The organism is Saprospiraceae bacterium, from assembly GCA_016716185.1.
Lineage (GTDB): Bacteria > Bacteroidota > Bacteroidia > Chitinophagales > Saprospiraceae > Vicinibacter.
Window position 1 is genome coordinate 64,313 of the sequence record JADJWV010000001.1, and the last position, 15,399, is coordinate 79,711.

Here is a 15,399-nt window from a genome sequence, read left to right on the forward strand (position 1 = left end):
TGCCTGCCAGTATGCTACCGCAAAGAAACGGGCTCAATGGAACAAGAATAAAGTTGTATTGGTCTAAGAAATGGGTTCACTTCTTCAGATGATTCATAATCCCGGGCGAAATACTTTGGCAGCCGCCTCAGTGGCAGAATGTACCTGGAGCTTTTCGTAGATCTTCTTGATATGAGATCGTACGGTTTCGACGGAGACAAAACACTTGTCAGCAATCATTTTATAACTGTGGCCGGTTGTAAGTAACTCTAAAACCTCCATTTCTCTTGGGGTAAGTCCAAATTCATCTGAAGGCTTGACATTTTTCTTTTGAAATGCCTCGATAACTTTACGGGCTATGCTGGAAGTCATAGGAGCACCTCCACTGAGTACATCCCTGATGGCATCAGGAATTAATTTCAATTCTGTACTTTTCAAAAGATAACCTGAAGCACCATTGCAAATGGCTTCCATAATTTTATCGTTATCTTCAAAAACTGTGAGCATGATAACGGGTATTTGCTTATTCAGAATTCTGACTCTTTTCAAACCTTCCAGGCCATCAACACCATTCATCGAAATATCCATGAGCAATACAGATGGATCAAATGATTTTAAATGTTCTGTGATGTGATTGCAGTTTTCAAACGTTCCGCAAACCTCAAAATCCTCAACCCAATTAAGCAAATCTTTCAGAGACTGCCTGTAGTATTCATGATCTTCATAGATGAGGATTCTTATTTTTTTCATTATTCAAAAATATGGAAAATATTCAAAAGGTTTTCAATTTAAACTCCAGAAGGAATTACAGGTTTACAATTTAACTGTTCCCATTGCGTAGCTTAAAAAAAGATCTATCCTATCCATTTTCCTTTTCCGATAAACTGATTTTTATTTTTGTACCATTTCCTATAGAAGTATCCAAATGAAATTCTGCACCCAAATCATCCAAGCGGCTTTTCATATTTTTTAATCCATTTCCCAGTTTAGCAGTGGTCGGGTCGAAACCGATCCCGTTGTCATTAATTTCCAAAACAATTTTATGCTGTGAAATCGAAAAAAGGATAGAACAATATCCCGCTTTTGAATGCTTGGCAATGTTGTTGAGAATCTCTTTATAGACCATTAAAAAATCCTTCCTGACATCCAGGGGTATTGCTTTTCCTGAAAATTGACCGTTTACTTCAAACTTAAAAGGTATTTGGGCTGCTTCTAAAAACTGAGAAGCATACAATCGCATGCGATCAGTCAATTTTTCAATTGAATCGTTTACCGGTTGCAGAGACCAAATGATCTCACTCATCATTTCCATGGAAGACTTGGAAGCATGTTGAATGCGTTCCAGGAATTTTTCCCGCAATGGATTGTCCATGGAACTTTCCAGCATCATCTTACTCGTTAATTGAATTCCACTAATGCTGGATCCCACCTCGTCGTGAAGATCCCTGGCAATTCTAAGGCGCAATTGCTGGATTCGCCTGGCTTCCAGAAATTTTATACGCAGGTAAATTATGCTTATCGCAAGTATAATACCAAAGATCGAAATTATAAAATACTGCGATTTCCAAAATGGAGGAAGAACGCTTAAAATAAGACGGTCTTTACTTTCAAACCACTGGCCATCGTAATTTGCAGCTTTCATCCGGAGCACATACTCACCCCCTTTCAAATTTGTAAAATGCACTTCCGATCTGTTTCCGGTATAGATCCAATCATCGTTTAAGCCCTCGAGTTTATAGGCATAGTTCATCCGGCTGTTGTTTGTAAAATCAATAGCCACAAAATCTACCGAAAATATATTTTGCCGGTAATTTATTTCCACAGGAATCAATTGACCATTCAGACGATTTAAAGGAACATCTTTCCCATAAATCTGAAGATTGGTTATATAGATTTCAGTTGTTTGCTTATTTCTATCGAGCATCGTAGGGTTGCTGATGCTGATTTTACTATGGGTTGAGAAAAGCACTCGGCCATTTTTACTCAGGCAGCTTGCTCCTTCCATCCGGTTTCCTGCAAGTCCGTCCATTTGCGAGAATACCCGGAAACTTCCATCGCTTTGATTAAAATAACACAATCCCCTGCTGGTTGCAAGCCACAAATTTTCCTTGTCATCAGCGGTGATGGAAGATATGTGATTTGCGGGCAATCCTTCATGCGTGGTAAAAGTTCGAAATCTGAAATTCTTTACATCCAAACGAGAAAGCCCGTTTTCTGTGGCGATCCATATCATGCCATCTCTGTCTTCATACAGGTCGAAAATGCTGTTATCGGGAAGGGTATTACTTTCCTTTTTCGAATGTTTGAAATATGTGAATCGATTTTGAACCGTATTCAACATACTGAGTCCGCTGTTTTGAGATCCCAGCCAAATATTTCCCTTGCGGTCCAGCAACATGCAAAATATGGTATTATCCTGTATGCTCTGATCCCCCGATAGGGAGTTGTACCGGAAATTAATACAAGAATTCCCATCCAAAGAAATTCTGAATAATCCCTCCGATGAAGTCGCAATCCAAAAGTAACCTCTCGGATCAAAGATTAATTTTCTGGCAGAACTGAAAAAACAAGGCTCTTTGATTTGCAGCTGGCGGCATTGGGCTGTTCTCCTGTTGTAAATCAATATCGAATGATGAAGCAAAATAAAAAGCGAATCTCCGGCTTCGTGCAATTCATATACACGTTGCCCTAATTCGCAACTCGTATTTTTGCCAAACCTCAGAATGTGTTCAATTTTACCTTGCTCCAAATGCATCTTCATTAAACCCAGACCGGGTACTGTAATAAAAAAACTTTTTCCATCAGCCTGACTCTGGTCTTCATGTATTTGGTAAGGCATTCTGTACACCGATTTTTCATCGCTGAGCACAGGAATGTCGATGGTTGTAAACCTGTGGGAACTTCTGTCGTAACGGTTCAAACCATTATTACTGGCAACCCAGATGATTCCGTCTTTCGCAATCAGGATATCCTGGATATAATCATCCAAAAGACTGAATCCGTTTTCAGGATCGTGCTTAAGTTGATTTACAAATTTCTGAGTGGAAGGTCGGAACCAAAAGACTCCTGCACCAAATGTTCCAACCCACCAAAGGTCTGGCTCGACGATTCCTAAAGATGTTACAATATTAGCTCTGATATCAGTGCTGAATTTATTTTCAAAATGAAGAATGCTCGATTGTAAACCAGGATTTGTAGTGATGAGGTTTAAACCACCCATCCAGGATCCAAGCAAGATGGTATCCTGGGCTAGGGGTACAATAATCCTGCTGGTCGTTGTGCTGGCGATTTTTTTTGAAACAGGAGAATGTACTTCCATAATTTGTATATGGTTTGTGCATAGATCCAGGACATAAACCGTACTTTGATTAGTCCCGATAAACAAATGATCATTTTCATCTGCATAAACAGACTTCAGTGCAATGGAAGGATCATTGGAAACAAAAAAAGATTGAATTGAATGCCCACCATCCAACAATAAATGGACTTTAGTTTTGGTGGAAAACCAAACTCTGTTTTGCTTATCGACATGCAAAGCATGCACTCTGAACAGATCGAGCGATTCAATATTATCCGGTAAATCAATTCTGAAGAACCGGTCTACTCTGTAATCGTAATAACACAAACCTCCATTGGTAGCCACCCATATCCGGTTGGTGCGATCCACCTTGAGATCATTGACTATATCGTTGACCAGACTTGATGGATCGTTTCTATCGCTTTGAAATCTTTTTATTTTTCTTCCATCATACTTTGCCAGTCCATCTGCTGTTCCCAGCCAAATAAACCCCATACTGTCTTGAACAATTTTCCGCACGGGACATGGAACTCCCTGCATCTCCGAAATTCTTTCAAAAGGAACTGAGCCGGATTGTGCATGAATTGAAATTCCACAAAATAAAAGGCTGTAGATGATAAAGAAGATCGTGCATTTTCCTTTTATTTTTGAAAGCATAGGTAGCATAGCGTTTTCAAATGTATTTCTTTTAGACCGGAACCAGAAATTAATTGCCGACTTTTAGGCATTAAGACTTTTGGACCTTTCGACATTTTGGCTTTGAAGCTTCCAGCTTCAAGCTCCATAATAATCACTCTGCACTTTGAATTTTGCTCTATAAACTCTTCGCTTTTCGCTTTAAGCTTTAAGCTTTAAGCTCCAAAATAATCTCTCTGCACTTTGCTCTATTGATATTTCGCCCCTACGGGGCTGGATTTATGATATTTCCATTCTCTATTGACATTCCACCCCTACGGGGCTGGAATTTGGTTAAATTAATGATCCTGTAATCTTTATGTTAATCTCAATTTTCTTCCCGACATAAAGGTGATATATTTCTATTTCAGCAATTTCATGTCGGGACACAATTCTCTATTAATATGTCACCCCTACGGGGCTGGATTTATGTTATTTCCATTCTCTATTAATATGTCGCCCCTATGGGGCTGGGCTTATGATATTTCCATTCTCTATTAATATGTCGCCCCTACGGGGCTGGTTTTTTTATTCTGCATTATCCATTGCTCCTTGCTTTACGCTTATCGCTTTGAGCTTTTCGCTTTAAGCTTCAAGTTCCACAATAATCACTCTGCACTTTGAATTTTGCTCTATAAACTCCTCGCTTTTCGCTTTAAGCTTTGCGCTTTAAGCTCCAAAATAACCTCTCTGCACTTTGAACTTTGCGTTTCGTTCTTCAGCTTTCATGTGTGTATCTAAATCTCAACTCCCCAATCCCTCAATAAATAATCCAACATTTGTGTAGGTTCATTTTTACTTTTGGCCAATTCCACTCCTTTTTTAACAAGTGAAATCGCATCCGATTTTTTTCCATTGTGGTAAAGCATTCGGCCATAGTGAATGCAATATGTTTGATCTTTGCTTAAGGAATACGCTTGCTTTGCTGTTTTTTCAGCCAGAGACATGGTATTTTTGTCATCTTTAAAGTATTTGATGCAGCGCTGCCCGAGGTCTTTGAGTTTTGCAGGATCTTTTTTCGCAACTTTGTCAGCATAGGCTTTTGCTGCCGTATTAAATTTTTCGACATTTCCTGTTTCACCGTAATAGTCAAGGCCGGTTGTCGCTTTAAATTCATCGTATCGCGATGGAATGTTTTTCATTTTTTCCTGAGCCTCTTCGAGAAGAGACTCATTTCTGTAATCCAATGCTTTTCGAACCGTGCGTTTACAGGCCTGATAAATTTTTGATTCGTAGATCTCCAATGATTTCAATTCAACGATGGCTTTTTTATTTTGAACCAGGAAATCAAAGATGCGCGAATCTGCTTCTGTCGTTGCTTCCAAAATGATTTCCAGATTTTCTGATTTGCTCAGATCTGTCTGCGCCGATAAATATTCATTAGCAATGCGCAGGGAAGGTTTTCCAACCTGATTCAGCGACTTGATGTAAGCCAACACCGTTGCGGGTTCGCGGTTGCCTGCTTCGTACAACTTCGCCCAGTCTCCCGAACGGTCAAATTTTTTCAGAGCAGCCCTCCCGAGTTCGATAAATGGTTCTGCAGGACGGGCCCCACCATCTGAATGAACCACTTTTCCATCAGATCCTAAATACAGAAATGTTGGATAGGATCTGACGCCGTATTTTTTGGACAATTCAGGACCTTCCCCTTTTTCCATGTCGACTTTGAGATTTATAAAATTAGCATTGTAGAATTCTCCAACGGCATCATCGGGGAATACATTGGATGACATTCGTCTGCATGGGCCACACCAGGTTGTATATGCATCCATAAAGACGAGTTTGCCTTCTTTCTCCGCTTTGGCTAGTGCTTCTTTAAAGGTACCATGGAAGAAATCGATACCTTTCAATCCGCTGGGTTGCTCCTGGGCAAGGAGCTTGCTATCACAGGTATATACAAAACATAAGCAAATAACTACCATGAACGATGCGATGCTTTTCATGTCTTCTCTTATTTTTACCGCAAATATGATTGAAATCCTCTTATTAAAGCTATTTTGAGTGGGTTGAATTCCCTTAAGAAAATTATAAATGTTGATCAGGCGACAATTTCTTGAACTTATAAGTCAGACCAGTGAAATTCCACAGGGCTTCCAGATCTCCAGGGCTCAAGGTTGTTATCTATTCGACAAAAAAGGGGAATCTTACCTCGATTTGATCTCGGGCTTTGGAGTCAGTAATATCGGGCATGGTGTGCCTGAAGTTTTAGCAGCAATCCGGCATCAGTCACAAAATTATCTTCACAGCAATGTTTATGGCGAACATATCCAGGAAACGCAGGTGAAGCTTGCCGAACGATTGGCCGATCTGCTGCCTCCGGATTTCAATAGTTTTTATTTTCTAAATTCCGGTAGTGAAGCTGTGGATGCCGCGATCAAATTATCGAGACTCGCCACCGGAAGGCCTGAAATCGTCGTTTGCAGAAATGCCTATCACGGCAGCACCATAGGAGCAGAATCTCTGAGGTCGGACGAAGCTCACCGAAATCACTTTCTTCCATTGATACCGGGAATCAGGTTTATCGACTTTGGAAATTTGGATGACCTGGACCAGATTAATCATCGCACTGCGGCAGTGCTCACCGAGTTCATTCAGGCTGAGGCAGGTGTACGCGAGGCCTCCGCATTATATTGGCAGGCTCTGCGCAATAGATGCTCGGGTTGTGGAAGTTTGCTCGTATTCGACGAAATTCAAACCGGAATGGGACGAACCGGAAAACTGTTTGCCTTTATGCATTCAAAGATCAAACCGGACATCCTGCTGAGTGGAAAAGCACTGGGAGCCGGAATGCCACTTTCGGCAGTCATCTCAAACCGGAATTTGATGCAGCAACTTTTCAAAAAACTTCCATTGGCGCATATTTCTACGTTTGGAGGACATCCGGTGTCTTGCGCTGCCGGACTTGCAGGATTAAATTTTCTTCTATCAAATCAGCTGGTTGAAAAAGTTGAAGAACTTGGGCGCTGTTTTGAATCGCTGCTTGACCGTTCAAAATGGAAGGCAATTCGCAGGGCCGGCTTATTTATGGCTCTTGATTTTCAAAGTAAAACAGAACTCTTTCATGCGATTGGTCAACTCTACCGGCACAGGATTCTGGCCGAAGGATTTTTATTTTCTCCATGCAGCCTGAGAGTAGCCCCACCTTTGTGCATTTCCGAAAAAGAACTTGCAGAAGTTGCCGAAAAAATCAACAATTTACCTTCCTAAGCAGAACCGGGGACGGTATTCATCTAAGAAGTAATTCTCCAGGTTTAAAAATACCCGCTTGATTAATGAGAGCAGTACGAACAACTGTTAGTTCATTTTAGAATATTCATAAAATGCATGATGAGCATCAGACGTTTCGACTTTTCGTCCTTTAGACATTTCGACCTTTCGTCCTTTCGACTTTTCGACGTTTCGACTTTTCGTCCTTTCGACCTTTCGACTTTTCGACGTTTCGTCCTTTAGACGTTTCGACGTTTCGTCCTTTAGACGTTTCGTCCTTTAGATTATACTCTATACTCCTCCCGGCATTTAGGTGATGTATTTCTATTTCAGCAATTTCATGTCGGGACTCCATCATCTATCATCTATTCTCTATCATCTATCATCCAACATCTATCATCTATTCTTCTTCATCTATCATCCAACATCTATCATCCAACAACTATCTTTGTCCTCCCATGAAAATACTTAAACAGCTCGAACACCTGGCTTCAGACCGCATTTTATTGCTGGACGGCGCCATGGGCAGTCTGATCCAGACTTTTCAACTGACTGAAAAGGATTTCAGGGGCGAACGATTTTCTGAACATCTGAGGGATGTGAAAGGAAATAATGATCTCCTCTCCATAACCCGCCCGGACGTGATTAAAAAGATCCATTTGATGTATCTCGATGCAGGATCTGACATCATCGAAACAAATACGTTTAATGCCAACGCCATCTCCCAGGCTGATTACGGAATGGAATCCCTCTCGTATGAGATGAATTTTGAATCGGCCCGGGTTGCGAAAGAAGCCGTTCAGGAATACATGTTGAAATTTCCGGGTGCGCTCAGGTTTGTAGCCGGGGCATTGGGACCAACCAACCGAACCGCGAGTTTAAGTCCCGATGTAAACCGTCCGGGATTCCGCAATGCATATTTTGACGATTTTGTAGAAGCTTATTACCAGCAAGCAAAAGGATTGATGGATGGTGGCGCAGATATTTTGCTGGTAGAGACCATTTTTGATACCTTAAATGCCAAAGCCGCACTTTATGCAATTGATCAGTTGTTTGAAGAAACAGGCAAGACTTTACCACTCATGGTTTCGGGGACCATCACCGATGCCAGCGGAAGAACATTATCGGGGCAAACTGTAGAAGCCTTTTATATTTCGGTTTCGCATCTTCCCATGTTTTCGATTGGTTTGAATTGTGCATTGGGAGCACGAGAAATGAGACCTCACCTCGAAGTGTTGAGTAAAATTGCAGATTGCAGAATCAGTGCTTATCCAAACGCCGGATTACCCAATGAACTGGGAGGCTACGATCAAACTGCTGAAGAAATGCAGGTACTCATCGCCGATTTTGCAAAAAGTGGATATGTAAATATCGTGGGAGGGTGTTGCGGAACTACCCCCGAACATATACGGAGTATGTCTCAGGCCATACACGGAATTCAACCGAGGAAAATACCCCATATCGAACCTTTGACAAGCTTATCTGGACTGGAGTCTATGGTATTCCGCCCCGACCTGAATTTTGTAAATGTGGGTGAACGGACCAACGTGACGGGATCCAAACAATTTGCCAAGCTCATCCTACAGAAGAATTTTGATGAAGCACTTCAGGTTGCGAGACAACAAGTCGAAGCCGGAGCTCAGATTATCGACGTGAACATGGATGAAGCATTGCTCAATGGAGAAGAGGCCATGTCTGAATTTTTAAATTTACTCAGCTCCGAACCCGATATCGTAAAGGTTCCGGTGATGATCGATTCTTCCAAATGGAAAGTGATTGAAGCCGGATTGAAATGTATCCAGGGAAAGTGTGTGGTCAACTCCATTTCATTAAAGGAAGGCGAACAGGCATTTTTAGAGCAGGCCAGAAAAGTTCGGCGATATGGAGCAGCGGTTGTGGTGATGGCCTTCGATGAAAATGGACAAGCTGATACCATCGGGCGTAAGTTTGAGATTTGCAAAAGAGCTTATGAGTTGCTCACTGAAAAATTACATTTTAAAGCAGAAGACATCATTTTCGATCCCAATATTTTCGCCGTTGCAACGGGAATCGAAGAGCACAATGAATATGCCATTGCTTTTATAGAAGCTACGAAACTGATTAAGAAAAACCTACCGGGTGTCAAAGTCAGCGGAGGTGTCAGCAATCTTTCCTTTTCCTACCGGGGTAACGAAGTGGTGCGCCAGGCCATGCACACCGCTTTTTTGTACCACGCCATCCAGGCAGGAATGGATATGGGTATTGTCAACGCCGGACAAATGGATGTGTACGACGAGATTCCACCCGAGTTACTGATGCGCGTGGAAGATGTATTGTTCAACAGAAGGCCGGATGCAACCGAAAGATTGACAGCGTATGCCGAACAGATAAAAAATAAAGGGAAAAAAGAAATTCAAAACGATGTACAGGAATGGAGAAAAGAAGCCGTCGAAGGCCGGCTCAGACATGCCCTGGTAAAAGGGATCACAGAATACATCCTGGAAGATGCGGAAGAAGCGCGTATTAAACTGGGCAGTCCGATCCGCGTAATCGAGGGCCCATTGATGGATGGCATGAATGAAGTGGGAGACCTATTCGGCGCAGGTAAAATGTTTTTACCCCAGGTTGTAAAAAGTGCCCGGGTCATGAAACAGGCTGTTGCATATCTCACCCCTTTTATGGAACAGGGTAAACATGCGGCTGCTCGTGCAAAAGGAAAAGTATTGCTTGCAACAGTCAAAGGCGATGTACACGATATCGGAAAAAATATTGTAGGCGTAGTACTTGCCTGCAACAACTATGAAATCATCGATCTCGGAGTGATGGTTCCCTGTGAAAAAATATTGACTAACGCTCGTTCGTTAGGTGTGGATATCATCGGCCTCAGTGGACTGATCACGCCTTCTTTGGATGAAATGGTCCATGTAGCTGAAGAAATGCAATTGGCGGGATTTGATACGCCCCTGTTGATCGGGGGTGCGACCACATCCAAGTTGCACACGGCATTGCGCATTGAGCCCCGGTATAATCAACCAGTCGTGCATGTACTCGATGCCTCCAGGGCTGTCCATGTAGTAAGTCAGTTGCTGAGCGACGACCAGGAGCAGCGAGAGTTGTATTTGAAAAACATCCGGGATGATTACGAACGCACACGCATTCAAAGATTGCAAAGACAACAGGCTAAAACATTGCTGGAATTTGACAGGGCACGAGAAAACCGGTGGACCTGCGATTGGGAAAATTACCAAGTCCCCAAACCGGTTCATTCCGGAATCCATGTTTTGGACAATATAGATTTAAATGTTCTTAAAAATTTTATCGACTGGACACCCTTTTTCCAAAGCTGGGAACTTGCAGGTAAATATCCGGCGATTTTTGAGGACCCCATCGTTGGTACAGAAGCCAAACGTTTGTTTGACGATGCCAGTGCATTGCTCGATGAAATTATTGCGCTTCAAAAAATTCAGGCGAAAGCTGTCATTGGCATATTTCCAGCAGGATCGGTGAATGAAGACATCCATGTTTTTTCTCCGGTAGTTCCCAATTCAAAATGTATGGTACTCCATCATTTAAGACAGCAGGTAAAAAAGACTGAAGGCCAGGCCAATCTTTGCCTTTCAGATTTTATCAAACCTTTGAACAAAGTTCCGGAGGATTTCATTGGCGCATTTGCGGTTTGTGCAGGATATGGGGTTGAAGAGCTGGTGGCTTATTATGAAAGCAAACACGATGATTATCACGCCATCCTTGTGAAAGCATTGGCAGACCGGCTTGCCGAGGCTGGTGCTGAATATTTACACCAACAGGTTCGCAAGGTGTATTGGGGATATGCCATTGGAGAACAACTTTCCAACGAAGAATTGATCTCCGAACAGTATACAGGTATCCGTCCTGCCCCTGGTTATCCGGCTTGTCCTGAACACACCGAAAAACTAAATTTATGGAAATTGCTGGATGTCGAAAAAAATATTGGTCTGACTCTGACGGAGAGTATGGCCATGTACCCAACAGCCGCCGTGAGTGGTTGGTATTTCGCACATCCGGAATCCAGATATTTTCCTGTCAGCGAAATTGCGGAAGACCAGTTTAAGAATTATGCAGAGCGAAAAGGATGGGATGTTAAAACGGCGCAAAAGTGGCTGGGGACATTGTGGCATAGTTGAAGGATTATGGAGTAAGGATTATGGAGAATAGAGATTCTAAATCCAGCCCCGTAGGGGCGAAATATCAATAGAGCAAAGTGCAGAGTGATTATTATGGAGCTTGAAGCTTAAAGCGAAAAGCTCAAAGCGATAAGCGTAAAGCGAGGAGCAATGGTTAATGCAGAATAGAAATTCCAGCCCCGTAGGGGCGAAATATCAATAGAGCAAAGTGCAGAATGATTATTATGGAGCTTGAAGCTTAAAGCGAAAAGCTCAAAGCGATAAGCGTAAAGCAAGGAGCATTGGATAATGCAGAATAGAAATACCAGCCCCGTAGGGGCGAAATATCAATAGAGTAAAGTGCAGAGTGATTATTATGGAGCTTAAAGCGAAAAGCTCAAAGCGATAAGCGTAAAGCGAGGAGCAATGGATAATGCAGAATAGAAATTCCAGCCCCATAGGGGTGACATATTAATAGAGAATGGAAATATCATAAATCCAGCCCCGTAGGGGCGACACATTAATAGAGAATGGAAATAACATAAATCCAGCCCCGTAGGGGTGACATATTAATAGAGAATTGTGTCCCGACTTGAAATTGCTGAAATAGAAAAACATCACCTTTATGTCGGGAAGAAAATGGAGATTAACGTAAAGATTATAGGAACATTAATTTAACCAAAATCCAGCCCCGTAGGGGTGACATCTTAATAGGGAATGGAAATATCATAATTCCAGCCCCGTAGGGGCGACACATTAATAGAGAATGGAAATATCATAAATCCAGCCCCGTAGGGGTGACATCTTAATAGAGAATTGTGTCCCGACATGAAATTGCTGAAATATAAAAACATCACCTTTATGTCGGGAAGAAAATGGAGATTAACGTAAAGATTATAGGAACATTAATTTAACCAAATTCCAGCCCCGTAGGGGTGACATATTAATAGAGAATGGAAATATCATAAATCCAGCCCCGTAGGGGTGGAATGTCAATAAAGAATAGATTATGGATAATAAAAGCAAAACTAACAATCGTTCGTTTTTTTAACATTTTGGCATTTCGACATCCCGATAAAATGTTCGTGATTATTCATTTTGTAAAAACCTATTACATTTTATCGGGACGGCTTTTCGGCAATGAAATTAATTTACGATACTAAAATATCTGGCATTTTACGCTACAAGCCAAAATGATCATGATATTGGTATCTCATATATAATAATCCAAATAACAATTCTTCAGCCTTCAGTCTTTGGCCTTCCGATATCCGCCTTCAGTCCTGAATATTTCTCCTCATAAGCTGCTTCCAGTTGATTGTAAAATTCTTCTCCGAAGCGCCTGATCAGGGCAGATTTCACAAATCTGAATAAAGGCATTTTGTTTTCTTCACCAAACCGGCAGGCAGCCTTACAGATATCCCAGGTATCGTAATTGAGTGCTGTAAATCCGCGCTTTGGGTTTTCGTTTACCCGAACAGGATAAAGGTGACAGGAAATGGGTTTTTGAAAATCCGTTTTTCCATCTTTCCAGGCTTGTTCGATACCGCACTTGGCTATTCCTTTTTCATCGCGGATCATAAACACACAGGAACCATCGGGACGAAGTTGTGTCCCCCAGGACTGCATTTCGCGATAAAACTTGTACGGCCCCGATTTCTGAATGATTTCATATGCCGCAGGATCCAGGTAGTTCTTGAGATTTTTCCAGACGGAGGTGAGGACCGGCAATTCATCCTTAGACAGCGGTGCCCCAAAGTCGCCTTCGTAGCAACAGGCCCCTTTACAAGCATCGAGTTTGCAAACAAAATAGGATTCGAGCAGCTCATCGCTGATGAGTATGTCATCGATCATCAACATAGAAAGGAATTTACTTCAAAGGGATCCATAAAGGGCTGCAATTTATTGGCTTTCAGCTTGCTCATCAAAGTTATTGTTAAAATAATTGTTTTTATTGGAGATCCCTGAAAACATTATACATTTGCGCTTTGTTTTTTGGAAGGAAAGTACCTTAGGTTCATGGATAAGTTAAAAGCCCGATTCAAAGAGCGTTTCAACGCCTCTGCCGAGCAGATTAAAGCCCTGGTAAAATCCCACGGGGATTTAGTTATCGATCAGGTGCAGATTGACCAAATATATGGAGGCATGAGAGGCATCCAAAGTATGGTTTGGGAAACTTCGTCTCTCGATGCACAGGAAGGAATTCGCTTCAGAGGTTACTCCATTCCGGAGTTGCGCAAATTATTGCCTAAAATTAATGGAGCTACAGAACCCTTACCGGAAGGATTATTCTGGCTTATGCTTACCGATGAGATGCCTACAGAGGACGATGTAACCTGGTTGAGCCAGGAATGGTGCAAACGCGCTCACCTGACATCTGCAGATTACGAACTGCTCGACCATTTGGATTCCGCTATTCATCCAATGACTCAATTCAGCATAGCCATCATGGCCATGCAATCGACCAGCCTTTTTGCAAAGGCTTATGAGAATGGAATTACCAAGCATACTTACTGGGAATATATGTATGAAGATTGCATGAACCTTATTGCAAAGCTTCCCCTTGTAGCTGCTTACGTTTACCGGAAAACTTTCTATAACGGAAATCATATCCCTGCTGATCCTCAATTGGACTGGAGTGCAAATTTTGCACATATGCTTGGCAAAGATTCTCAGGAATTTAAAGATCTCATGCGATTGTACATGACCATACATGCAGATCACGAAGGTGGAAACGCATCGGCGCATGCTGTTCACCTGGTGGGTTCGACCCTCAGCGATGCTTATCTGTCTCTGGCTGGTGGAATGAACGCACTTGCAGGACCCCTGCACGGACTAGCCAATCAGGAAGTCATGGACTGGATCTACGACATGATCAGAGATCTTGGCACGAACACGCCTACGAAAGAACAAATTTCAGAATACGTAAAATCAACTTTGGCCAACGGAATCGTCGTGCCTGGATACGGACATGCTGTTTTACGGAAACCCGATCCCAGGTTCCTGGCTCAAAAAGATTTTGCCCAGAAACACTGTCCGAATGATCCAATGGTCCAAATTGTTTGGCATGTTTTTGAAGTGGTCCCAGAAATTTTAGAAGGATTGGGTAAAGTTAAAAATCCCTGGCCAAATGTGGATGCACATTCCGGAGCCCTGCTCGAACATTATGGTCTAAAAGAACACAATTTCTATACAGTGATGTTTGGGGTATCCAGAGCACTGGGTGTATTGGCTCAACTCTGCTGGGACCGGGCCTACAACCTTCCGCTGGAAAGACCAAAATCACTTACCTCTGAGGAGATCCAGACCTTTGTTGCCAGTCAAACAGTCAAAAACATAGTAAACGTATGAACTTTCCAGACCAACTGAAATACACAAAAGAACACGAATGGATTCTGGTGGAAGGCGATCAGGCTACCATAGGAATTACTGAATTTGCTCAATCCGAATTAGGCGATATCGTTTATGTCGAAGTCGATACCGTCGGTGAGGAAATTGCCAAAGACGAAATTTTTGGCACCGTTGAAGCGGTCAAGACAACTTCAGATCTTTTCATGCCTGTTACCGCAAAAGTCCTCGAGTTTAATCCTGCCCTCGATGAGAAATCAGGCAATGATCCAACACTTATCAACTCAGATCCTTACGGAAATGGGTGGATCATCAAGGTAACTATTGTAAATCCATCTGAACTGGATGGGTTGCTGGATGCAGCTGCTTACAAAGAGCTGACCGGACATTAATAATGTTCGTTAAACCCGGAACTTACCGGAAACTGGGATACTTGATCACCGGTTGTATTTGTTTCGGTTCGCTAATACCGGGTAATACCCTTCCCCGTTTGAGTTGGGATCAATTAATTGGCATTGATAAAGTGCTCCATTTGTTGGCATATGGTTCTGCTAGCTATTGCTTTTTAAGCGCACAAATTCAAAAAACTTATTTTAGAATAGCGGCCTTCCTGTTTATGCTTGGGTTACTGTTGGAAGTTTTACAAAAATTGTTACCCGGCGGCAGGTACTTTGATTTAGGAGACTTGCTGGCCAATTTAGCTGGCATCTTATTATCTGTGGTTTACATCCATAGTCAATCCAAACGCATAACATAAGAATAGCGGTTTAC

The 15,399-nt window shown here is 42.2% G+C and carries 9 protein-coding genes; 5 read left to right on the plus strand and 4 right to left on the minus strand.

Translation table 11 applies throughout. The annotated features are described in order from the left end of the window. Nucleotides 1-93: 93 nt before the first annotated feature. The 3 genes from IPM34_00245 to IPM34_00255 all read right to left on the minus strand — a co-directional run bounded on the left by IPM34_00245 (nucleotide 94) and on the right by IPM34_00255 (nucleotide 5,895). Entirely contained in the window at nucleotides 94-729 is a 636-nt protein-coding gene (locus IPM34_00245; GenBank protein ID MBK8953973.1) for a response regulator transcription factor, read from the minus strand. Between the two features lie 109 nt (nucleotides 730-838). Next, nucleotides 839-3,934 (minus strand): hypothetical protein, encoded by a 3,096-nt coding sequence (locus IPM34_00250; protein ID MBK8953974.1) that lies wholly within the window; start codon nucleotides 3,932-3,934, stop codon nucleotides 839-841. A 755-nt stretch (nucleotides 3,935-4,689) separates the two neighbouring features. Further along, nucleotides 4,690-5,895, minus strand: coding sequence for a DUF255 domain-containing protein (locus IPM34_00255; GenBank protein ID MBK8953975.1), 1,206 nt, complete (start codon nucleotides 5,893-5,895; stop codon nucleotides 4,690-4,692). A gap of 88 nt (nucleotides 5,896-5,983) precedes the next feature. Between IPM34_00255 and IPM34_00260 the strand changes: the two genes are divergently transcribed. After that, nucleotides 5,984-7,159, plus strand: a complete 1,176-nt coding sequence (locus IPM34_00260) for an aspartate aminotransferase family protein (protein ID MBK8953976.1) — start codon at nucleotides 5,984-5,986, stop codon at nucleotides 7,157-7,159. Between the two features lie 458 nt (nucleotides 7,160-7,617). Further along, a complete protein-coding gene (gene metH / locus IPM34_00265) occupies nucleotides 7,618-11,301 on the plus strand; it encodes a methionine synthase (GenBank protein MBK8953977.1) in 3,684 nt (1,227 codons plus the stop codon). 1,221 nt (nucleotides 11,302-12,522) lie between these two features. On the opposite strand, the gene IPM34_00270 is transcribed toward metH, so the two are convergent. Next, a complete protein-coding gene (locus IPM34_00270) occupies nucleotides 12,523-13,140 on the minus strand; it encodes a DUF3109 family protein (protein ID MBK8953978.1) in 618 nt (205 codons plus the stop codon). Nucleotides 13,141-13,299: 159 nt separating this feature from the next. Here IPM34_00270 and IPM34_00275 point away from each other — a divergent pair, with 159 nt between their 5' ends. Genes IPM34_00275 through IPM34_00285 form a run of 3 tightly spaced genes read left to right on the plus strand, consistent with a single transcriptional unit; the run spans nucleotide 13,300 to nucleotide 15,385 of the window. Continuing rightward, nucleotides 13,300-14,631, plus strand: coding sequence for a citrate (Si)-synthase, eukaryotic (locus IPM34_00275; protein ID MBK8953979.1), 1,332 nt, complete (start codon nucleotides 13,300-13,302; stop codon nucleotides 14,629-14,631). Beyond that, entirely contained in the window at nucleotides 14,628-15,020 is a 393-nt protein-coding gene (gene gcvH / locus IPM34_00280; GenBank protein ID MBK8953980.1) for a glycine cleavage system protein GcvH, read from the plus strand. Before IPM34_00275 ends, gcvH begins: the two co-directional genes overlap by 4 nt. 2 nt (nucleotides 15,021-15,022) lie before the next feature. Next, nucleotides 15,023-15,385, plus strand: coding sequence for a VanZ family protein (locus tag IPM34_00285; protein ID MBK8953981.1), 363 nt, complete (start codon nucleotides 15,023-15,025; stop codon nucleotides 15,383-15,385). The last annotated feature ends 14 nt before the right edge of the window (nucleotides 15,386-15,399 follow it).